Origin of the sequence: Halobacillus litoralis (assembly GCF_020524025.1) — a bacterium.
GTDB lineage: Bacteria > Bacillota > Bacilli > Bacillales > Halobacillaceae > Halobacillus > Halobacillus litoralis_D.
In genome coordinates this window covers 827856-851510 of the sequence record NZ_JAIVKN010000002.1, presented here as the reverse complement: position 1 = coordinate 851510, position 23655 = coordinate 827856, and the positions used below count along the sequence as shown (strand labels likewise).

Sequence of the window (23655 nt, the reverse complement as noted above, 5' to 3'; positions counted from 1 at the left end):
TTTTAAGGGGGCGAACGTGTGAGACAAAAGGAGATGTATCACAATAGTTTCGAGGAGTCATACAGGGAGCCTTTCGGTGCTGCACCGAAGGGTTCCAAAGTTACTTTGAAAATTGACGTTGACGATCGATACCGGGTTTCTCATGTGATGCTCCATTATATATTGGATCGTACGGACGACGAGAAAACAAAGGAAATGGATGTGTGCAGTGAGGAACATCAATGCACCTCTTATGAAGTAACCATTACGACACCGGAGACGCCGCAGTTGATCTGGTATTTCTTTGAAATCATTTTGGAGGACCGGACGGTTTATTATGGACGTGAAAAAAGCTATGAAAGTGGGGAGGGACAGGTTTATGACTATATCCCACCATCATGGCAGATCACCGTTTATGATCCGGCTTATAAAACACCTGACTGGTGGAAGAACGCGACAATGTATCAAATCTTTCCAGATCGTTTTTATGCATCTGGAGAAGTAGATTTGAAAAAAGCGCCGGAAACAAGTCTTGTACACGCACATTGGGAAAATGACCCTGTCTATATCCGTAATGAACGTGGCGAGGTCATTCGCTGGGATTTCTTTGGAGGAAATCTCAAGGGCATTGAAGAAAAGCTGGATTACATTGAATCACTTGGAATCACGGTCATTTACTTAAACCCTATCTTTGAAGCAGAAAGTAACCATCGGTATGATACAGGGGATTACCATAAAATTGACGCCCTGCTTGGTACAAAAGAAGACTTTGAAGAACTGATTGCTGCTGCTTCAAAGCGGGGGATAGAGATTATGTTGGACGGCGTGTTCAGCCACACGGGCAGTAACAGTATTTATTTTAATCGTGAGGGTAAATATGACTCTTTGGGGGCCTATCAGTCTAAAAACTCCCCCTATTACAGCTGGTATACGTTTCATAAGTACCCGGATGAATATGACGCGTGGTGGGGAGTCGGGACGCTTCCGACCTTAAGAAAAGAAAATCAGGACTACCAGAATTTTTTGATACACAATGATGATAGTGTCATTAAAACGTGGCAGAAGTCCGGCATGAATCATTGGCGGCTGGATGTAGCTGATGAATTAACAGACGACTTGATCAGTCAAATCTATCACCAGTTAAAGAGAACAGATGAATCGAGCGTACTTCTGGGAGAAGTATGGGAAGATGCCTCTAATAAAACAGCCTACGGGAAACGGCGCAATTACTTCTTAGGCGGCGTTCTGGATTCTGTTATGAACTACCCTATGCGCAGAATCATGCTGGACTTTATGAAAGGTGAAATGGATGCTTACACCGTCCACAGAAGACTGATGACTTTATGTGAGCATTACCCAAAGCAATATTTTTATGCGGTGATGAATATGCTCTCAAGCCATGATGTGGAAAGAATTATAACGATGCTTGAAGGTTACATGGCCAATGATTTCTCTGAAGATGAAAAAAAATCCCTTATTTTTAAACAAATCAAAGGTCTCAGTTTATGGCTGTACGCTTTTCCTGGTGTCCCTTCTCTATACTACGGAGATGAAGCGGGGGTGACCGGCGGCGCCGATCCGGATAACCGAAAGCCATACCCGTGGGGACGGGAGGATGAGGAGCTGCTGGATTGGTATCGTCAAATTGGACAGTGGAGAAAAGAACACAGTGTGCTGCGGACAGGGCACTGGAAGTCCTTTGCAACGGATCACGATGTCATCGGCTTTGAACGCTGGAACGATAACGGAGTCGATCATTTTGGGAATGAAGCTTCAGATGAACGCATCCTTTTCCTTTTTAATCGGAATTTAAGGGAAAAAAGAGAAGTAAACATTCCTATTCAAAAAGGAAAGTGGCAGCAGTTAGAAAATAAGAAAAGTATATTCAGTTCAAAGAATCATTGGTTAACCGTTAAATTAGATCCCTGTGAAAATATGATTCTGCGCCTTATGCAGTAGTTTCCAATAACAATGTGGTCTGATTTAGAATCTGTTACCTTCATAACTGCATTTATTCTCTACGTTGAACTCATACAAGCCCTCCTGATTGGTGGAGAGTAAGCGGCTTTGTCCCGCCCCTCATCACCGGTTTTCAGGAGGGTTTTTATATGCTTACATGATCTACCTGCGTATGATTTACATCACTATTTATTAGAAACTTTCTTAGTGAATTTCCCTGGATTTTATATGGAATTTCTTTCTTGTTTCTAGTAATATAGCATTAGAAGCACTAAGTATAAATGTGCATAAAAGAAAGGGGTTACTAGGTATATTGAAATCTTTAAGTGAAGTCCTGACGGGGGAGATTGTAGTACCTGAGGATGATAAGTATGAGGAAACGCGGGCGATTTTTAATGCAGGAATTACGAAGCGGCCGGCTGGAATCGTCGTTTGTAAGAATGAACAAGACGTGATTGAGGCTCTGCGATTTGCAAAGGAACAACAAATGGAAATTTCAGTTCGCGGCGGTGGACATCACGTAGCGGGATATGCCTTGAACGAGGGCGGAATTATGATTGACCTTTCACAAATGACAGACGTCTCGGTTGATGAAGAGAAGAAAGTGGTCAACGTCCAGGGCGGTGCTACACTGGCGGATATTGATCATGAAACTCAAAAATACGGGTTAGCTATGCCGACAGGAACGGTTTCAGAGACAGGGATTGCTGGTTTAGCTCTATCTGGAGGCTTTGGCTACCTGAGAGGGAAGCTTGGCTTGTCTTGTGATCAGATGATCGGCGCCACTTTAATTACGGCAGATGGAAATGTTTTGAAGACAAGTGACCATGAAAACGCAGATCTTTTCTGGGCCCTTCGCGGGGGTGGCGGCAGCTTTGGAATCGTTACGGAATTTGAATTTCAACTGCACGAAATCGGTCCGGAAGTGCTCGCATTCGATGTCATGTATGACCTAAAGGATGGGCAGCAGGTATTCAGAGAACTTAACAAGTATTTAGAAAACGCTCCTGATGAGGTAAGCGTCAACTTAACCATTATGGACCTGCCTCCAGAACCGATGCTTCCTGAGTTTCTACACTATAAGTCTGTGATGGTAGTAGCAGGTATGTATTCCGGATCTCCTGATGAAGGGAAGTCAGTTGTCGGGCCGCTCAGAGAATTAGCTCAGCCGATCATCGACAACACAGATGTTATTCCATATGTAGACCTGCAGAAGAAACTTGATCCTATGGTCCCGCATGGGCAACGTTTTCTGCCAACTTCGTTGTTCTTTGAAGACCTCTCTGAAGAAGTTTTCGAAGCGATGATGATTGAAAAGGAAAAAGCCCCGGGTCCTCTAATGTTCCAGCTTTGGGAGAATCATGGTGAGGTCAATCAAATAGATGTGTCCTACAATGCTTTTGCGGTGAGAAACAGCAAATACTTATTGTTGTTAGACCTTATGTATACACCAGAACAGGAAGAAGCAGCGAATCAATGGATCCATAACTTCTATACGACATTTAAAGCACAATCAATCAACGGTGCAGCTTATTTAAATGGAATTGAAGCAGATGATCAAATTACCGAGAGCACGTACGGTGAAAATTATCAACGCTTACTAAAGGTGAAGGAAAAGTATGATCCTGAAAATATTTTTCACAACAATCCAAACATACATATAAATGCAGCACAAGATGCTTAAATGAGTATGCACATCAGCCGCTGTTCTCTGCACCTGATAAGGGTGATGGGGAACAGCGGCTTTTTATCATCCAGCAGATATTGAAAAAAACCTTCTGTTCCTCCAATATAGTAAGTAATAGAAAGCGCTATCAAAAAAGAGGGTGTGAAAAATGAAGCTCGAATTGACTCATAAACAAACAACAGGTTTGATCATGACTACAGAGATGAGGCAATCTATGAATGTGCTTCAATATTCGTCTGCAGAATTACTCGAATATATCAGAAAAGAAGTGGACGAAAACCCTATTCTCACCTACGAATCTCACACTCCATCCTCTTCTTTCACTCATCAGGAACCCTATAATGACCCAATAGAGTACATTGCCCAGGGCGAAAGCGACTGGCGGAATGACTTAGTGGAGCAAGCCAATTGGTTAAACATGAACCCACTAATGAAAAAAGCACTCCTTTTCTTAATTGGAAATTTAAATGATGAAGGCTACTGCACGGTTACAGAAATAGAAACGGCCGAACATTTGGGTGTCAATCGAACAACTGTCACACAGGCCAGGCAGCGTCTGTTAACCTTTGAACCTATAGGGGTAGGGTGTTATGGACTTAAAGAATTTCTCCTGCTGCAAATGAAACGAAACCATCCTGAAAAAGTGTGGATCTCTAAGATTATTGAGCACCACCTTGAAGATTTAGCGGCACATCAATGGGACGATGTCGCTTTTCAGATGGAGATGGACTTGGAGAAAGTCGAGGAAGCTATGGATTTCATCCAAACCTTAAGCCCCCGTCCTTCTATTATGAAAAAAGTACAGACCGCTGAGGAGAGGATGCCGGATTTGATTTTAGAGAAAAAATCGGGAGGGTATTTATTAAGTGACCCCTATTCCATGGTGGAGCAGATCCAGTGGGATGACCAGCTTTTACATATGTCTAGAGAGGACGGAAAGGCTTACGAATTTCTAGATCATTGGTATAAGCGGGCGCAAGGATTGGTTCAAAGCATTAAACAGCGGAAAGCTACCTTGATGAACGTTGCGGAAGTCATCATCAACCATCAACGAGATTTTTTGAACGGAGGATCATTAAAACCGCTGAAACTGAAAAATGTAGCAGAAACATTAGATATACATGAGTCTACTGTAAGTCGAACGGTTTCAAATAAACTCCTGAAGACTCCTGAGGGTCTGTATCCTTTGAAGAGTTTCTTTGCTAAAGGTTTTCAGGTTGATAAAGGCGGGGGTGTATCCGCTCATGAGGTTAAACAGTCCATCAAGCGGCTTATTCATAGCGAATCTTCCTCTCATCCTTTATCTGATCAAAAAATCGCAGACCTTTTAAAAGTACAGCATGCCATTAAAGTCTCAAGGCGGACAGTAGCCAAATATCGTGAATCTTTACATATTCCCTCATCGACAAATAGAAAAGCCCGTAAGGAAGGATAAGCGCCGAATTGCGTTTCATAGGTTAGCCATCCATAAAAACGGGGATAGACAAGAAAGAAGACGATGGGAGGGAAGCACGAGTGAAGAAAATAATGGACTATGCCAAGGCAGTCATCGCAGAATTCCAAAAGGATAAGATCCCTTTACTGGGCGCCGCGCAGGCATATTATTACTTGCTGTCGATCGTACCTATGCTCATTTTGCTCCTTTCGATTCTACCTTATCTAAATATAGAGGCGGAAACGGCTATTCAGGCAATGAGTAATGTAATTCCAAGCGATACCGCTAATGTGTTTCGGGAGAATGTTGTAGCCGTTGTGGAGCAGCCAAGCGGTGGATTGTTGACCGTAGGTATATTGGGGACACTGTGGTCTGCTTCCAGCGGGATCAATGCTTTTATTCAATCAACGAACCAAGCTTATAACGTGGAAGAAACAAGATCGTTTATAAAAGTACGTCTCCTTTCAATCGCCTTGACGCTTGGTATGATTGTAGCCATAGTCGTCGCATTAGTCCTACCCGTTTTTGGGCAGGTACTTATTGACATGGTAAACCTTCCGGATCAGGCTTCCGCCTTGCTGCAAGTACTTAGATGGGTTATAAGTATGGCTGTTATTGGATTAGTTTTATTAGCACTCTACCATTTCGCCCCTAACAAAAACATTCCATTTAAACACATTGTACCTGGAGCAATTATCACAGCTGTTCTATGGCAGTTGATTTCTCTTGCCTTTTCCTTCTATGTAAGTAACTTTGGGAACTATTCCGCGACGTATGGAAGTTTGGGCGGGATCATCATTTTAATGTTATGGTTTTTCCTGACTGGAATGATTCTTATGATTGGCGCAGAAATCAATGTCATTTATCACCGGCGCAGAAACGGTGACCGAACGAAAGCCGCCTAAGAGAAATCGCCTTACCACAAAGGTAAAGGCGATTTTTTTGTTCTCTTTTTTAAAAAAAGGCAGGCTGACGGAAACATCTCTCATTTGTTGTTGGTGTATGTTCATACAAATGAGAGGATTTATATACTTTATTTGAGGTAAAACATCGCTTTTTATTCTTTTTGATGAATAAAATTAAAAAAATTCTGGAGTTTATAAAAACATTTTTGGTTGCGCTTACATTGCGTAAATGTACGGGTTTGCGGGTGATTTTAAATTGTCGCATTTGAATGAAAATTAGCAAGTCGGAGCCTGAATGAACGTGAATCCTCATATTTTTCATGGTATACTAGTAAGAAACTGAAAAGACAGAATTTTTCTATTATTGCCTGTAACCTTCCAGAATAAGACCGCTAGGGGGAAAGAATATGCAAAAACACGGATATCCTGTTCCACAGGGATTATATCATCCGGAAAATGAGCATGAAGCTTGTGGTATCGGAGTGATTGCCAACATAGATGGAACAAAGAGTCATAGTATTGTAGAAAATGCCGTTACGATCCTTTGTAATTTAGAACACCGAGGTGGACAATCCGCTGACGTGAGTACAGGGGATGGGGCTGGTATCTTAACACAGATTCCACATTACTTTTTTGAAAAACAATGTGAGAAAGAGGATATTTACCTTCCTGAAGCTGGTGAATACGGCATAGGCATGATTTTCCTGCCGGAGGACCATGATACGAGAATGGAATGTAAGAGAATCTTTGAACGCATTGTAGCTGAGGAAGGGCAGGAGTTTCTCGGCTGGCGTACTGTGCCTGTCAATGATTCTTTCGTCGGTAAGGATGCGAAGAAAACAAAGCCTTTTATCCGCCAGGCTTTTGTTGCCCCTTCAGAAAACATTCAAACACAAATGGATTTAGAACGCCGTTTATATATCATTCGGAAGCGTGCGGAAATTGAAATTTCCTCAAGGGATGGATTTGACGATTTCTATATCAGCAGTCTATCTTCCCGTACCATTGTGTATAAAGGCATGCTGATTCCTGAACAGCTGGATTCATTCTATATTGATTTAAACCATCCTGATTTCAAAACAGCCCTCGCTTTAGTGCATTCCCGTTTTAGTACAAATACATTCCCGAGTTGGAAACGTTCACATCCAAACCGATACACCATTCATAATGGTGAGTTCAATACGTTACGCGGGAACGTTAATTGGATGCGTGCAAGACAGGAACTATGTCATTCCGAATACTTCAGTGATGATGATTTAGAGAAGCTTCTGCCTGTTATTGATTCAAACGGCAGTGACTCCTCTATGTTTGATAATGCTTTTGAATTCTTATATTTATCCGGTCGTTCTCTAGCCCACACAGCTATGATGATGATTCCTGAACCCTGGTCAAATGATGAAACGATTCAGGAAGATAAAAAGAGCTTCTACGAATATCATAGCTGCTTAATGGAGCCTTGGGACGGTCCTGCAGCGGTAGCTTATACCGATGGAAAGCAGATTGGAGCCTGTCTTGACCGGAACGGTCTGCGTCCGGCCCGTTACTATGTAACCAAAGACGGAATGATCGTCCTTGGATCTGAAGTCGGGGCACTGGATATCTTTGCAGATGATATTCTTTATAAAGATCGTCTGGCTCCAGGTAAAATGCTGCTTGTCGACCTTGAGGAAGGCAAAATCATTCCAGATGAAGAAATCAAACTGCAGATTGCCCGCGAACATCCTTATCAAGAATGGATTCAGGAACATAAATATGATTTAGAAGAACTTCCTGAACCTGTAGCGGAATATCGCTCGGTAGAGAACTTAATTGATCAGCAGTTAGCGTTTGGATATACAACCGAAGAGCTGAATAAAATCATTATGCCTATGGTGACAGATGGAAAAGACCCTGTTGGATCGATGGGTTATGACTCTCCGCTTGCCGTTTTATCGAAGAAGCCGCAATTGTTGTACAGCTACTTTAAGCAGTTATTTGCGCAGGTAACCAACCCGCCGATTGATGCCATTCGTGAAAAACTAATCACAATGGTGGAAACAACCATTGGGCCTGAGGGGAATCTTGTTGATCCAAAGCCTGAAAGCTGTCGTCAAATTCGTCTGAAAACACCAATACTTACAAACACCCAGCTTGAAAAGCTGCGCCAGCAGGATGTAGAAGGATTTAAAGCGAAAAATCTTTCTATTCTATTTGAAGCGAAGGAAAACCGTTTAAAAGGAGCTCTTGACCAATTATTTGCAGAAGCTGATCAGGCCATCGAGGAAGGCTCTACTTTGCTGATTCTTTCAGACCGGGGAGTAAGCGGGGAGTATGCTGCAATTCCTTCTTTACTCGCGGTTTCAGGTCTTCACCATCACTTAATTCGAAGCGGAACCAGAACAAAGGTCAGTCTTCTCATTGAGTCTGGAGATGCAAGGGAGGTTCACCATTTTGCTACGTTGTTAGGATATGGAGCAGAAGGGATCAATCCGTATCTTGCATACGAATCATTAAGAGACCTCATGGAGCGCGGTCAACTCGACATTGAGTCTCACAATCTAGCAGTAGATACGTATATCCAATCCGCAACCGATGGGATTATTAAAGTTCTTTCCAAGATTGGTATATCAACCATCCAGAGCTATCGTGGAGCTCAAATCTTTGAAGCTGTAGGCATTCAAAAAGATGTCGTTGATGAGTACTTCACTCGTACGGCTTCACGTCTCGGTGGTATTGGTCTCGATATTATTGAAAAAGAAGTTCTTATGCGCCACGAAACAGCATTCAATGAAAAGCGTGGCACGAATCCTACCCTTGATGCAGGGGATGACTATCAATACCGCAAGAACGGAGAGGACCATCAGTACAATCCTCAGACGATTGCGACTTTACAGCATGCCTGCCGATCAAATGATTACGACTTGTTCAAGCAGTATTCGAAGATGCTGACGGATGAGAATAATAATCTACAGTCTCTAAGAGGACTATTGTCCTTTAAAAAACGGCCATCTATTCCTGTGGAAGAAGTCGAGTCTGTAGAAGATATCTGCCGCAGGTTTAAAACAGGGGCGATGTCCTTTGGCTCCATCAGTGAGGAAGCTCACGAAGCTCTTGCTGTTGCGATGAACAGAATTGGAGGACGCAGTAACTCTGGAGAAGGTGGAGAAAACCCTAAACGATTCACACCTGAAAAAAACGGAGATTCAAAGCGTAGTTCGATTAAGCAGGTCGCATCAGGACGATTTGGTGTGAATAGTCACTACCTAATGAATGCAGATGAAATTCAAATTAAAGTCGCTCAGGGAGCGAAGCCTGGTGAAGGGGGCCATCTCCCTGGTAAAAAGGTGTACCCATGGGTAGCGGAAGTACGTGGATCAACACCTGGTGTAGAGTTAATCTCTCCGCCTCCTCACCACGACATCTATTCCATTGAGGACTTAGCTGAATTAATCTATAACTTGAAAAACGCCAATCCGAAGGCGCGTGTCAGTGTGAAACTTGTTTCTGCTGTAGGTGTTGGAACGATTGCCGCAGGTGTAGCGAAAGGGCGTGCCGATCTCGTATTAATCAGTGGTTATGACGGAGGTACGGGTGCTGCTCCAAGAACAAGTATTAAACACACAGGTCTACCTTGGGAAATAGGCTTGGCTGAGACGCACCAGACCCTTGTACTTGACCGTCTCCGTGATCGCATTGTGGTCGAGACAGACGGAAAAATGATGACGGGACGAGATGTTGTTGTCGCCTCGCTGCTCGGAGCTGAAGAGTATGGATTCTCTACAGCACCACTCGTTGTTCTTGGCTGTGTCATGATGCGCGTTTGTCATTTAAACACCTGCCCGGTCGGGGTAGCCACTCAGGACCCTGAGCTGCGTAAGAAGTTCACAGGAGAAGCCGATCATTTGGAGAACTTTATGCGCTTTATTGCACAGGAAGCCCGTGAGTTAATGGCGGAGCTTGGATTCCGTACAATTAATGAAATGATTGGACGTACAGATGTCCTTGAAGCGAATAAGGCAGTTGATCATTGGAAAGCGAAAGGCGTAGACTTGTCCGCTCTTCTTTATCAGCCGGATGTGCCTGATAATTATGGTCGATATGCGGTTCGCAAACAAGATCACGGCCTTGAGAAAACGTTGGATATGGAAGAATTGCTGCCGCTTTGCAGAGAAGCGATTGAAACTGGAAATCCAATCTCAAGCACAGGTTCGATTCGAAATATCCACCGTGTCACCGGGACAATCCTTGGAAGTGAAATCACCCGCCGTTACGGTGCAGAAGGACTTCCGGAAGACACCATCAACCTTACCTTTAAAGGATCGGCTGGACAAAGTTTTGGTGCGTTTATTCCTAAGGGAATGACACTGAGACTGATTGGAGACTCCAATGACTATGTCGGTAAAGGCTTATCGGGCGGTAAGATCATTGTCCATCCATCTACGAAGTCGTCCTTTAAACCGGAAGAAAACACGATTATCGGTAACGTATCTTTTTATGGCGCATCTGCCGGAGAAGCGTATATCAATGGATTAGCCGGCGAGCGTTTCTGTGTGCGTAATAGTGGCGCAGAAGTTGTTGTAGAAGGTGTCGGGGACCACGGATGTGAATACATGACCGGAGGAAAAGTCGTGGTTCTGGGAGGTACGGGCCGTAACTTTGCTGCTGGTATGTCAGGCGGTGTCGCCTATGTTCTTGATGAAACAGGACATTCGTTTGAAACCAAATGCAATAAGGAACTTGTCCATCTCCATCAATTGGAAGATTCAGAGGAAATTCAGAAATTATATGACATGATTGATAAACATGTTTCTTATACAAACAGTCCACTCGGACAGAAAATTCTAGCAAACTGGCAGTCGTATGTATCGAAGTTTGTAAAAGTAATTCCGAGAGATTACCTGGCTATGCAGGAACGCATCCAGCACCTGAAAGATAGCGGACTTGAGAAGTTCGAAGCTGAAATGACCGCGTTTGAAGAGAGAAACAAGCCGGTAGAAACAGTCAAATAACAGATAAGGGGGAGATCTGATGGGTAAGTCTACTGGATTCATGGAATATGAGCGTCAATCTATACCTGAACGCAATCCTGCCACACGAACAAAAGATTGGGAAGATTACACGCTTCCCCTATCAGAAGAAGAAGTACAAAAGCAAGGGGCACGCTGCATGGATTGCGGCGTTCCTACCTGCCATTCGGGAATGGAGATTAACGGGATTACAACGGGGTGCCCGGTCTATCATTTAATTCCAGAGTGGAACGATTTAGTCTATCGAGGCCAATGGAAAGAAGCACTGGCGAAAGAACACGAAATGAATAACTTTCCTGAGTTTACTGGTTTCGCATGTCCTGCTCCATGTGAGGGGGCCTGTGTGCTTGGAATCAATGAACCGCCCGTAGCAATCCGAAGCGTGGAGCGGTCGATTATAGAAAAAGGGTTTGCTGAAGGCTGGGTTAAACCAGAACCACCTGCATATCGTACTGGAAAAAGCGTGGCGGTTGTCGGCTCTGGTCCGGCAGGCCTTGCTGCTGCAGCTCAATTAAATAAAGCGGGGCATTGGGTTACCGTTTATGAGCGCAGTGACCGTGTAGGCGGTTTACTGACTTATGGAATACCCGAAATGAAGCTTCCTTACTCTGTTGTTGAGAGACGTGTGAACATCTTAAAAGAAGAAGGTATACGTTTCATGACTAATACAGAGGTGGGCCGTAACTATCCTGTATCCAGACTGAATGAAGAGTATGATACAGTCATTCTATGCGGAGGGGCTACGACTCCAAGGAACCTTGATGTGGATGGGCGTAATCTGAAAGGGATCCACTATGCGATGGACTTCCTGCACTCCAATACGAAGAGTCTTTTAGATTCTGATCATGCAGATGGGGACTATATTAGTGCCAAAGATAAAAATGTCATCGTTATCGGCGGAGGAGATACAGGAACAGACTGTATGTCCACCTCTATGCGCCATGAGTGTAAGAGCCTGACCCAATTTGATATTTATGATAAGAAAAGTTCTGTTCGTGACAATGAAACCAATCCATGGCCGCAATACCCTGTCATTCACAGGGTGGAATACGGTCAGAAAGAAGCCGAAGCCAAATTCGGCACAGATCCTCGTGCCTATGCAGTCATGACAAAACGTTTTGTCGGCGATGAAAATAATCGTATAAAAGAAGTACACACGATAGATGTGGCTCTTTCTTATGACGAAAATGGCAATAAAGTTCGTACGGAAATTCCAGGAACCGAGAAAGTCTGGGAAGCAGATCTCGTTTTACTTGCCATTGGTTTCAGCGGACCTGAACAGGATCTAATTGAGAAAATGGGCATTGAAACGACAGTAAGATCAAATGTTGCAGCCCAGTATGGGAAATACACAACAAACGTAGAAGGTGTATTCGCTGCTGGAGATATGCGTCGCGGCCAAAGCTTAATTGTGTGGGCAATCAATGAGGGACGTGAAGTCGCCAGAGAATGTGACCGCTACATGATGGGAAGTACGCAGCTGCCATAAGGTAATCTAAGACACCTCTTAAGAGGTGTCTTTTTTTATGGAAAGTAGTATTTTTTCCTTTGGCTGTTGTTTTCTTAGAATAGTAGTGAAGCGTTTATTCAGTAAGTTCCCCGGGTAAGTAAATTGTAATGTTTATTTACTACTTTCCATTCTAAAGAATGTTTTTTTCAAGGAGGAGCTCAATGAGTGAGAAGAGAACTAGTAAAGATGAACAGCTGGATCAGTTTAGGGTAGAAGACTCCGGAAAGCACATGACGACCAATCAGGGACTTAAAGTTTCAGAGGATGAATTCTCCCTTAAAGCCGGAGAACGCGGTCCGACGCTGATGGAGGATTTTTACTTTCGTGAAAAAATGACGCATTTTGATCATGAACGGATTCCAGAGCGTATCGTTCATGCCAGAGGATTTTCTGCGCACGGCGAATTTCAATTATATGAATCTCTCGAAAAGTATACGAAAGCCGATTTTCTTACGGATACTTCGAAAACGACACCCACATTTGTAAGATTTTCAACCGTAGCCGGTTCTAAAGGATCAGCTGAAACGGTACGCGATGCGCGTGGGTTTGCTACTAAATTTTACACAGAAGAAGGAAACTATGATCTTGTAGGCAATAACATACCAGTATTCTTTATTCAGGACGCCATAAAGTTCCCGGACCTTATTCATGCTGTCAAGCCTGAACCGCATAATGGCATGCCTCAAGGGGCTTCTGCCCATGATACATTCTGGGACTTCGTATCTCAAAATCAGGAGTCCGCCCACATGGTGATGTGGACGATGTCTGACCGTGCCATTCCAAGAAGTCTCCGCATGATGGAAGGGTTTGGGGTGCACACCTTCCGTCTCGTCAACAAAGAAGGGAAAGCTCATTTTGTCAAATTCCACTGGAAACCACTGCTGGGTACACACTCCCTTGTCTGGGATGAAGCGCAGAAGGTTTCAGGGAAAGATCCGGATTTCCATCGTGGCGACCTTTACAACTCAATTGAAGACGGCGACTATCCTGAATATGAACTCGGTATCCAGGTAATTCCTGAAGAGGACGAGTTCAAATTTGACTTTGACCTTCTTGACCCAACGAAGTTGTGGCCGGAAGAGGATGTACCCGTGGAAATCGTCGGCAAGATGACGTTAAATCGTAACGTAGATAACGTGTTCGCCGAAAATGAGCAGGTAGCTTATCATCCTGGTAACGTAGTGCCGGGGATTGACTTTACGAATGATCCACTGCTCCAGGGACGTCTGCACTCCTATACAGATACCCAGTTGATACGTCTGGGAGGACCGAACTTCCATGAACTCCCGATTAACCGCCCGGTCTGTCCGTTCTATAACAATCAGCGCGATGGATACGGCCGCCAGACGATCAATAAAGGACAAGTAAGCTACCATAAAAACTCTCTGGCGCAAAACACGCCTGCTCCAGCTAGTGAAGAAGAGGGTGGATATGCACATTATCAGGCAAAAGTAGAAGGTCATAAGGTTCGCGCGCGCAGCGACAGCTTTAAGGACCACTTCTCCCAAGCCACATTATTTTGGAACAGTATGAGTGAGCATGAGAAGGACCACTTAATTAAAGCGTTCAGCTTTGAATTAGGGAAAGTTGAGAGTGAAGCTGTACGGGAAGAAGTAGTTCAAATGTTCGCTAATGTAAGCCTGGAACTTGCCCAAGGGTTTGCAGATAATATCGGAGTGACTCCACCTGAAAATGGCGGGTCTGATGTGACGAAGTCTTCTCCTGCGCTCAGCCAGGCCAATACAGTGAAAAAACCGGCTACGCGTAAAGTCGGAGTGATTCTGGCGGATGGATTTAATGGTGGAGATGTTAAGCAGTCTCTAGAACACCTGCAATCTCAGGGGATTATGACGGAGATCATTAGTGATAAACAAGGGATGCTTAAAGGGAACGATGATTCTGAAATGAAGGTCGACCATACCTTCCTTACGACCGATTCCGTTCTTTATGACGCCTTATATGCTGTAGGTGGAAGCAATCAGAAAGATACTTTTGCTAAACAAGCAGGAGCATTCTTAAGTGAAGCCTTCACCCACTTTAAACCAATTGGTGCTACACACCAGGGGATCGAGTGGATCGAGGAGTCCAACATGAAGAACCAAAGCGGTGTTGTGACAGGCGGGGATACGGACCAGTTTACAAAATCGTTCGTAGACGCCGTGGCAGCTCATCGCCACTGGGATCGTAACGTGATGTAATGGCATAGAAGAAAGCCCTGGACAATCGTCCGGGGTTTTTTAATTTGATAGAAACCGCCTATTATATATTCATACAAGTTCTTCACCTCCTTTTTAAACTAAACGGCTGTCGATCACATATAAGCTCTCTTATTTCAAGAAGTTTGATAGTTGAAATGGCGTATCCCCGCCTCCCTTAACCGATATCAAGACTGCCAAATAACGTACATACGTGGAACAAAACCAGTATCAAGTTCTCCATTCAGTGACAATATAGGGGTTAGGTAGACAGGGAAAAAGAATGATTTTCTTATAAGGTGTTTGATTCTCTATATAAAAAGGGAAAAGTATTAGAAATCCATAAAACAATGAGGTGTTTTTATGATTCGTACCATTCTAATGATTATCGGTTTAATTGTCGTCATCAGCTTTATTATTTCGTTATTGTAGAAGAAGGTCTACCCATGCTCACCTTAAGATAGGTGAGTTTTTTCATGTATAATGATAATCACATCTATTCGAGGGGGTATTCCATTGAAAAAAGCGGTTGAATTACATAAAGATGAATACTTAGAAGAATTAAAGGAGTATTTAAGCATTCCAAGCATTTCTTCCTCACCGGATCATAAAGAAGACGTGAAGAAAGCGGCAGTATGGACAGCGGACGCGTTGAAAAATGCCGGTATGGAAAACGTCGAAGTCGTCCCGACAGAAGGGCATCCGATTGTTTATGGAGAGTGGCTGCACGCCGAGGATAAACCGACCATACTTATTTACGGGCATTATGATGTGCAGCCGGAAGATCCGGTAGATTTATGGGAGACACCTCCTTTTGAGCCGGTCGTTCGTGATGGAAAGATTTATGCCCGCGGTGCCACAGATGATAAAGGACAGTTATTCATTCATATAAAAGCGGTGGAACTTTTAATGAAAGAAAAGGGGGAGCTGCCGGTCAATGTGAAGTTTGTCATTGAAGGGGAAGAAGAGGTCGCAAGCCCAAACCTCGGACCTTTCATTAACGACCATCAAGATAAGCTTTCCTGTGATGCAGTTGTAATCAGTGACACTTCTTTTAGTGATAAAAATCAGCCGGCAATCTGTACTTCCCTGCGTGGTGCACTTGCTATGGAGCTGACCATCGATACAGCAGACTCTGATCTTCATTCCGGTACGTATGGAGGCGGGGTCCCCAACTCGATTCATGCCCTGGTAAAACTCCTGGCTTCATTCCATGATAATAACGGGAAAATAGCCGTGGAGGGATTTTATGAAGGGGTACCTGAACCCACAGAGGATGTAAGAAGAGAAATTGCTGCTCTTCCTTTTGACGAGGAAGAGACGAAGAAAGGTCTCGGTCTTGATGCCTTGTACGGGGAGGAGGGATTCTCATTTAAGGAACGAACGGGGATCCGCCCCACTTTGGAAGTGAACGGCATTACAGGCGGTTTCCAAGGGGAGGGGTTAAAAACAATTGTTCCAAAAGAGGCAGGGGCAAAAATCAGCTGCCGTCTTGTTGGTGAACAAGACCCTCAACGAGTTTATGAGGCCATTGAACATCATGTGAGAAAATACAAACCTCAAGGCGCAAGAGTAAGCCTGCAGCAATATATAAAAGCAGATCCCGTTGCAATTGACTCCAGCAATCCGTTTATTCAAGCGGCAGCATCAGCTTATGAAGATATTTATCAAGTCCGTCCGCTATTTCCAAAAGAGGGTGGGTCGATTCCGATTGTTGAAGTTTTCGGTAGAGTGTTAGATGCGCCTGTTGTTTTGATGGGCTTCGGTCTGCCGTCAGAAAACCTGCATGCCCCTAATGAACACTTCCACATTGAGAATTTTACCAAAGGGATTGAAACCATGTGCAGGTATCTTCATAAACTCTAGTACAAAAAAGGCTGAAACGACTTTTGTTTTTCAGCCTTTTCTTTTAAGAAGTCCTGTTTCTTAATAGGACATACGCGAACAGACAGGCATGAAAAATAAGGGTTGAATCTCCTGCGTTTTGTAGGTGTGTCGTTTGTGGTAAAATAGATATGTTTACATACTTAAAGAAAAAAGTTAAACGATCCTATAAATGAATGACATGTAACGAGCTTGATATCACTGATGGAAAAGGGGACTTCTCATGAAAAATAAAGTAGTCGTACTAGGTGCGAACTATTATATTGGGTTAAGTACAATTCGATGTTTAGGGATTCATGACATCCACGTGGCAGCTGTCGACTATGCGTGGGAAGGAGCGTATGGTCTCGAATCTAAATATTGCTCAGAAGCTCTCATTGGTCCCCATTACAAAGAAGATCCTGAAGGATTGGTGAGTTTTTTAATCGACTATGCCAAAAAACAGGAAGAAACACCTGTACTTATTCCAACAGCTGATCCTTATGTTGAATTTTTGGATGCCTATCTGCCGGAATTAAGGGAACATTTTCTTATTCCTCAAAAAGAGCAGGGGCTTTATACTAAAGTAATGGACAAAGGGACGCTGCATACATTAGCGTCTGAACATGGGGTAGCCGTCCCTGAGACGGTTCATGTCGATGATGAGAATTTAATTGAAAGGGTCGACAAAGAAATACAATACCCATGTCTGGTTAAACCTGTAGATTCACCTGCGTTTGTCTCCAAATTCAGGCGTAAACTTTTCACAGTTCACAATAAAGAAGAAATGCTTGAAAAAGTGAATCAAGCGAAGGAAGCGGATATCGAGGTCATCGTACAACGCATCATCCCGGGATTTGATGATCACATGTACACGTTTGATGCCTATTTAGATCAGGATTCGAAAGTAACTCACTGGGTTACCTGCCAAAAGCTTCGACAATTTCCTGTGAACTATGGTGCGTCTGTTTATACGCAGCAGAAATATGTGCCTGAACTCTATGAACTGGGCGCTAAATTCCTGGAAGGCATTGGTTATAAAGGTTTTGCAGAGATTGAATTTAAGAAGGATGCTGAAACTGGAAGGTTCTACTTAATTGAAATTAATGTGAGGATCACCAATTTAAATCACCTGTTACAAAAAACGGGCATTAACATTCCTTATATTACGTATCGGGAGCTCACCGGCAGTCCATTAGAGCCAAAAGCAGTCAAAGAGGATAAGAATATCGTGTTCTGGTATGCCTATGAAGATCTGCTGGCAGTTAGAGAGTATATTAAAACCAAACAGCTGTCTCCAAAGAAAGTAATAAAGTCTTATTTCAGACCGAAAGCTCATGCGATCTGGGATCCTAAAGATCCAAAGCCTGCCATAGCTTTTGGGAAGAAAATGGCGAACTTAGTTGTCGGCAGGGTGACAAAACGCTCCTGATTTGTTTGGATTCCATTAAAAAGGGAATCTTTTGGGAATACCGCAGGAAAAACAAACCATTCAACGAAGGCTATGTACGGACATTGAATAAATAAAAAAATAGATTCGGCCAAAACAATTGCAGGGAAGGTAGAGATAAGAATGGCTAAGCTAAATGATTTACTAAAATCCATCCACGTTCTCGACGCTTGGAATGAAAAGGACCTTGATGTTCAGGGACTCGCTTATAATTCAAGAGATGTGAATGAGGGCGACGTATTTGTCTGTATTAAAGGTTTCAAGACAGACGGTCACACCTACGTGGCAGAAGCTGTTAAAAACGGCGCTTCAGCTATCATTGTTGAAGATCAACAAGAAGGGTGGGACACGCTTCCCCAATACCGTGTCGAAGACAGCCGTAAGGCACTCGCGGCTCTTAGTGATGCGTTCTACCATCATCCGTCTCAGTCGATGAAAACGATAGGAATTACGGCAACGAACGGAAAAACGTCTACGTCCTTTATGACAGATGCCATTCTCGAGGAGCATGGATTAAAAACAGGGTTGATCGGAACGGTGGTCGTTAAATATGGCGATTATTCTGAACCTACAAAGCTTACAACACCTGAATCGCTGGACCTGCACCGCTATTTCGCTCAAATGAGAGACCAGGATGTATCTCATGTGACAATGGAAGTCTCATCTTCCGCACTGGATTTAAACCGTGTTGGGAGTGTGGATTTTGATATTGTGACATTAAACAATATTAGTCGTGAGCATATTGATCTGCACGGTTCTTTTGAAGAGTATTTCAATAGTAAAGCGAGTTTGATTCGAAATGCAGGAGAGGACAAATGGGCTATTCTTAATTTGGACGACCCTTACTCTGCCTCTTTAATAGATGAAACGAAAGCTCATGTGTTAACGTTCAGTGTGGAAACCGGAGATGGGGACCTTATCTGCAAGGATTTGGACTTATCGACTGGACGGGCTAAGTTTACAGTGGAAATTCGAAAACCATTTACGGCGGGAGGAACTTCTTACCAACCGCAGGAATTTGCAATCGAACTCTCCACCCCTGGATATCATTCCGTTTATAATTCCATGGTGGCTGTTGCTGCCGGGTTATTAAGTGAAATTCCTATTTCAACTATTCAGCAGGGGTTGAAAGGTTTTGGAGGAGTAGAGCGACGTTTTGAAATGGTCTTTGAAGATGATTTCAAGATTCTTGACGATCACTTTGCCAATTATGGAAATATTAATGTTACGCTCAGCACGTTACAACAGATGGACTACTCTAATTTAAAACTGGTGTATGCGATTCGTGGAAGCCGCGGCGTAACTGTGAATAGAGAAAATGCGAAAGCTATTGTCGAATGGGCACCAAAGCTTGGTCTGACAGAAGTGATAGCGACCGTTAGTCATTCACATGTTACAGAAAAAGACGTGGTTACAGATGAAGAACTACGCGTCTTTCAGGAAATGATGGAAGAAGCAGGGATAAAAGTGGATCTCTATAAAGAATTAGACGATGCGATTCACCATGCTCTTTCAGAAGCAGGGGAAGATGACGTTGTTCTGTTAGCTGGTTGTCAAGGTATGGATCCAGGTGCGAAAATTGCACTAGAACAGTTAAACAAGACTAGACCAGAAATGGATGAAGAGAAATTATTTAAGCCCCTTAAAAACAGAGTAGCGGGGATCCTATAATTCATCATCATCAGCACAGGGTTCCGGTCTTTCGTAAGGAGGCGTTACAATGAATGACAAAATCATCGGCATACTTGGAGGCATGGGGCCTGAAGCTACAGCTGAGTGTTATATGAAAATCATCCGTGCAACAAACGCACATAAAGACCAGGATCATTACCGTGTCATAATTGACAGCAATGCAAAGATTCCTGATCGGACAGAGGCGATTTCAGGAAGAGGAAGAAATCCTGTGCCGGATATGATTGATGCTGCTAAAAATTTGGAAAAGGTGAATGTTGAAGTCGCCTGTATCCCGTGTATGACCGCGCATTACTTCATAGATGAAGTTCAAAAGGCTGTTTCATTTCCTCTGTTAAATGCTTTTCTGGAATTGAAAAAGTTCATCAGTGACCACTATCCTTCTGTTAAGAAGATTGGTGTGCTTGCAACAACAGGCACGTTGGAAACAGGGTTATTCCAAAAGTATCTTGATCACCTTGAAGTGATCTACCCCACGCCGATCACTCAACATGAAAAAGTTATGAAGGCGATCTATGGGGACAACGGGATTAAGAGCGGAAATACAGACGGTGAACCACTTGCTCTGTTGAAGGAAGCTTCACAGGAACTGTTGGATAATGGTGCTGAATTGATTATATCAGGGTGTACAGAAATAGGACTTGTCTTGAAACCTTACCACCTTCCTATTCCGTTAATCGATCCGATGGAAGTGGTCGCAAATGTAGTGGTGAAAGAATCCATTTATCAAAAGTCATAAAAGGTCTAAAACCCCCCATATATATTACTGTAGATCATTTCTTCGAAGGGGTGCGCGTCATGACAAAGAATGAGTTTGAACAGTTTTTGTCAGAATCATTTAAAGAAGGTGTGTATTTCAGAGAGCTGCGACTTTCCGAAAAAGAAGTCTCCTGTTTGAAGGCCTTCTATCCAAAGGCCAGAGTGAAACGCACCAGCGAAGTAAATGATGCTTTAAGTAAATCATGGTATGAAATTAATCTCCTGCCGGTTAAGCAGAGACCAGAAAAATATGAGTCTCTCATGCAGGAAAATATTCGTTTGAAGAACGAACTTGAAACCCTGAAAAAAGTAAACAAATAAAAAACAATGGAAGGCAATCCTATATAGGATTGTCTTTTTTTGCATTCTCTTCTAGGTCTTAAGTATTAGGTTGGTGGGTTCTTTGGACGACAGGGTACGCGTGAAGTTTGTCGAACAGAAATGCAGGTATCATAAGGGTTTGTAAAGAATTGAAACAAAAATGTAATAATAAATTGTCTTTATTTAGCGAATATCTTTGTTATAATAAGTAGGGTAAATGAAGCAGACGACTAAGACTACATATAATCGACATATAAATAGAGACACAAAATGAGTGATTAGTAGGAAGTGATATAAATTGTTTGATCGACATCATCGCAAACCAGCATCAGCAGCCAGGGTGAAAAACGTTCAAAACGATAAACAAATAAAACAGAACCACCGGGGTGACCTAAGGTATGAAGCTTAAGACGTTTGGTCGTCACGGTAAAGAAGGCGTAAAAAACCTGACCAGGAACAGGTGGATGTCGGTGGCCTCGATCTCGGCTGTGACAGTCACACTATTACTTGTCGGTGTGTTCGCCGCATTGCTTTTGAACTTAAATGATATTGGACAGCAGATAGAAGAGGACGTAGAAGTCCGGGTCTTCATCGACATTACAGCAGATGAGGACAGTCGTGAAGAATTAAAAGGGAAAATCGAAGCGTTAGCCGATGTTTCCACCGTAGAGTTTGAATCTAAGACAGAGGGATTAAACAATCTTATTGATAGTCTTGGGGATGAAGGGGAAGCTTTTGAATCCCTGAAAGATGAGAATCCTTTGAATGACGTATATATCGTGAAAACCGAGCAGCCGGAAGACACCATTAAGGTAGCTCAATCGATCGAGAACTTTAAAACGGTTGAAAAGGTTGAGTATGCCAAAGAAACAGTGGAACGACTGTTCAGCGTGATGGACGTAGCAAGAAATGTTGGATTTGCCATCATTGGCGGATTGTTATTTACGGCTATGTTTTTAATAGCCAATACGATCCGAATTACAATTGTCGCCCGTAAGCGTGAAATTGAAATTATGAAAATGGTAGGAGCGACGAACTGGTTTATTCGCTGGCCTTTCCTTTTTGAAGGGGTCCTGATTGGTATTTTAGGATCAGTAATTCCGATTGCACTCTTAATCTTCGGCTATGATTATCTTTATACAGAAATCACAACGCGTTATCCTACGCTGTTCATAGATTTACTGCCGGCTTATCCGTTTGTTTTTGAAGTGTCCGCTCTCCTTGTCCTAATGGGAGTCACAATTGGACTTTGGGGAAGTTTTACGTCTATTCGCAAATATTTAAAAGTCTAAATCTATTGATCTACTAGATACAGGTGAGGAATCGGGGGAGGAAGAAGAGTGAAGTCAAAAGTTATGATAGCTTTTCTTACTGCGAGCCTCGTTCTGTCTGGTTTACCTATTTCTAACTCAGTGAACGCTGAATCAAATCAGGAGAAATTAGAACAGAATCGGGAAGAGCAGTCTGAAAATGAACAGGAAATTCAACAAAAGCAAAAAGAAATTGAAGAGCTTAAGAAAGACCAGGATCGCGTAGATGCAGAAATTGCCCGCTTAGACCAGCAGACAATGGAAGCGTTGGATAAGATCCAAACTAAAGAAGCAGAGATTGCTCAGACTAGAGAAAATATTGAGCAGTTAAAAGTAGAAATTGAAGAACTTGAAAAAAGAATTGCTGAACGTGATGAACTTTTGAAAGATCGCGTGAAATCAATGCACCAGAATGGTGGAGCCGTTGATTATCTTGATGTACTCATGGGTGCTGAAAGTTTTGGCAATTTCCTGGAACGTGTCATGAGTTTAAATACCATTGCCACTCAGGATAAAGAAATTCTTGAGCAGCATCTTGCTGATAAAAAGGCCGTTGAAGCTAAGAAAGCCGAAGTTGAAGAAGAGCTGGCCTCTTTAGAAGATAAACTGGCTGAACTAGAAGCTTTAAAAGCAGAACTGGAAAATAAAAAGCAGGAAAAAAATCAATTGATGGAAAGTCTGGAGCAAGCAGAGGCGGAAGCTCATAATCACATGATTAGTGTGGAAGAAGAGCAGGCTACTCTGGCGGCTCAGGAAGCTGCCATTCAAAAAGAAATTGAGCGTCAACGTCAGCTTGAACTTGAACGTAAGAGAAAAGCTGAGGAAGAGGCTAAAAGAAAAGCGGCAGCAGCACAAGCAGCAAAAGAAAAAGCTGCGGCTGATAATTCAAGCTCAGAAAGCTCTTCAAGCAGTTCAAATGAAAGCAGCAGTTCCAGCTCGAATACTGTAAGCCAGTCAGCTCCGAAAAGCAGTGGAGCGTTATTCAGCTGGCCGGCTAACGTTTCAGCAACTTCTGAGTATGGCTACCGTACGCACCCGATATATGGAACGAAGAGACTGCACTCTGGTATTGACCTCGCGGCCGGTGGAACAATCCCGATTCACGCTGCAGCCGATGGAACAGTCATCCGTGCTTACTACTCCTCAAGCTATGGTAATGTTGTCTTTATTTCTCACCAAATAAATGGACAAAGATTCACTACACTTTATGCACACATGAGAAGTACACCAGCAGTTTCTGCGGGACAAACAGTCTCTCAAGGACAGTTCTTAGGAAATATGGGAACCACAGGTGACTCTACCGGACAGCACCTTCATTTTGAAATCCACGAAGGTTCTTGGAATGGAAGTCGTTCAAATTCTGTAAACCCTAGAAAATACCTGCCTTAATATGATGCTCGTAAAAGACCCCTATCCAATTGGATAGGGGTCTTTTTCTATCTATATGCGTTTAATTTAAGTTTTATCATCAAGCCGGAGGGATGTGTATGAACGTGTGATAAGCACCGTTAAATTGCTTTTAAAGGTCCTTCTGCTGGCTTTTAATCGTTTTAGTACTCTGCCTATCCTATGGTAGATTATGCG

At 43.1% G+C, this 23655-nt stretch carries 14 protein-coding genes; all 14 read left to right on the top strand.

All coding sequences use genetic code 11. The features are described 5' to 3' along the window. Positions 1 to 18 precede the first annotated feature (18 nt). The 14 genes from LC036_RS10615 (at position 19) to LC036_RS10550 (ending at position 23460) form a co-directional block, all read left to right on the top strand. Complete coding sequence (locus LC036_RS10615) at positions 19 to 1938, top strand: glycoside hydrolase family 13 protein (protein ID WP_226581946.1); 1920 nt, start codon at positions 19 to 21, stop codon at positions 1936 to 1938. 313 nt (positions 1939 to 2251) lie between these two features. Further along, a complete protein-coding gene (locus tag LC036_RS10610; protein WP_226581943.1) occupies positions 2252 to 3622 on the top strand; it encodes an FAD-binding oxidoreductase in 1371 nt (456 codons plus the stop codon). Between the two features lie 151 nt (positions 3623 to 3773). Then, positions 3774 to 5060 carry an RNA polymerase factor sigma-54 gene (gene rpoN / locus LC036_RS10605; protein ID WP_226581940.1) on the top strand — a complete coding sequence of 429 codons (1287 nt, stop codon included), beginning with the start codon at positions 3774 to 3776 and terminating at the stop codon, positions 5058 to 5060. An 80-nt stretch (positions 5061 to 5140) separates the two neighbouring features. Further along, positions 5141 to 5965, top strand: a complete 825-nt coding sequence (locus LC036_RS10600; protein ID WP_226581937.1) for a YihY/virulence factor BrkB family protein — start codon at positions 5141 to 5143, stop codon at positions 5963 to 5965. A 407-nt stretch (positions 5966 to 6372) separates the two neighbouring features. After that, entirely contained in the window at positions 6373 to 10953 is a 4581-nt protein-coding gene (gene gltB / locus LC036_RS10595; RefSeq protein WP_226581935.1) for a glutamate synthase large subunit, read from the top strand. Positions 10954 to 10972: 19 nt separating this feature from the next. After that, a complete protein-coding gene (locus LC036_RS10590) occupies positions 10973 to 12460 on the top strand; it encodes a glutamate synthase subunit beta (protein WP_226581933.1) in 1488 nt (495 codons plus the stop codon). 182 nt (positions 12461 to 12642) lie between these two features. Continuing rightward, positions 12643 to 14679, top strand: coding sequence for a catalase (locus tag LC036_RS10585; protein ID WP_226581931.1), 2037 nt, complete (start codon positions 12643 to 12645; stop codon positions 14677 to 14679). A 480-nt stretch (positions 14680 to 15159) separates the two neighbouring features. Next, complete coding sequence (locus LC036_RS10580; RefSeq protein WP_413229871.1) at positions 15160 to 16542, top strand: dipeptidase; 1383 nt, start codon at positions 15160 to 15162, stop codon at positions 16540 to 16542. 241 nt (positions 16543 to 16783) lie between these two features. Continuing rightward, complete coding sequence (locus LC036_RS10575; protein WP_226581927.1) at positions 16784 to 17971, top strand: carboxylate--amine ligase; 1188 nt, start codon at positions 16784 to 16786, stop codon at positions 17969 to 17971. 141 nt (positions 17972 to 18112) lie between these two features. Beyond that, the gene (locus LC036_RS10570; protein WP_226581925.1) at positions 18113 to 19660 is read left to right on the top strand and encodes a Mur ligase family protein; all 1548 of its coding nucleotides are present in this window, start codon (positions 18113 to 18115) and stop codon (positions 19658 to 19660) included. 49 nt (positions 19661 to 19709) lie between these two features. Continuing rightward, positions 19710 to 20420: an aspartate/glutamate racemase family protein gene (locus tag LC036_RS10565; protein ID WP_226581923.1), complete on the top strand. Its 711-nt coding sequence runs from the start codon at positions 19710 to 19712 to the stop codon at positions 20418 to 20420. A gap of 59 nt (positions 20421 to 20479) precedes the next feature. Beyond that, positions 20480 to 20761, top strand: a complete 282-nt coding sequence (locus LC036_RS10560) for a hypothetical protein (protein WP_226581920.1) — start codon at positions 20480 to 20482, stop codon at positions 20759 to 20761. A gap of 398 nt (positions 20762 to 21159) precedes the next feature. Further along, positions 21160 to 22053: a permease-like cell division protein FtsX gene (ftsX, locus tag LC036_RS10555; RefSeq protein ID WP_226581917.1), complete on the top strand. Its 894-nt coding sequence runs from the start codon at positions 21160 to 21162 to the stop codon at positions 22051 to 22053. A 48-nt stretch (positions 22054 to 22101) separates the two neighbouring features. Beyond that, positions 22102 to 23460, top strand: coding sequence for a murein hydrolase activator EnvC family protein (locus tag LC036_RS10550; protein ID WP_226581914.1), 1359 nt, complete (start codon positions 22102 to 22104; stop codon positions 23458 to 23460). The last annotated feature ends 195 nt before the right edge of the window (positions 23461 to 23655 follow it).

Excerpts from the sequence above, each read along its gene's own strand:
- LC036_RS10580 (WP_413229871.1), top strand. The coding sequence starts at position 15,160 with ATGATAATCACATCTATTCGAGGGGGTATTCCATTGAAAAAAGCGGTT.
- LC036_RS10570 (WP_226581925.1), top strand. The coding sequence starts at position 18,113 with ATGGCTAAGCTAAATGATTTACTAAAATCCATCCACGTTCTCGACGCT.
- LC036_RS10560 (WP_226581920.1), top strand. The coding sequence starts at position 20,480 with ATGACAAAGAATGAGTTTGAACAGTTTTTGTCAGAATCATTTAAAGAA.
- LC036_RS10575 (WP_226581927.1), top strand. The coding sequence starts at position 16,784 with ATGAAAAATAAAGTAGTCGTACTAGGTGCGAACTATTATATTGGGTTA.
- LC036_RS10590 (WP_226581933.1), top strand. The coding sequence starts at position 10,973 with ATGGGTAAGTCTACTGGATTCATGGAATATGAGCGTCAATCTATACCT.
- rpoN (WP_226581940.1), top strand. The coding sequence starts at position 3,774 with ATGAAGCTCGAATTGACTCATAAACAAACAACAGGTTTGATCATGACT.
- gltB (WP_226581935.1), top strand. The coding sequence starts at position 6,373 with ATGCAAAAACACGGATATCCTGTTCCACAGGGATTATATCATCCGGAA.
- ftsX (WP_226581917.1), top strand. The coding sequence starts at position 21,160 with ATGAAGCTTAAGACGTTTGGTCGTCACGGTAAAGAAGGCGTAAAAAAC.
- LC036_RS10585 (WP_226581931.1), top strand. The coding sequence starts at position 12,643 with ATGAGTGAGAAGAGAACTAGTAAAGATGAACAGCTGGATCAGTTTAGG.
- LC036_RS10565 (WP_226581923.1), top strand. The coding sequence starts at position 19,710 with ATGAATGACAAAATCATCGGCATACTTGGAGGCATGGGGCCTGAAGCT.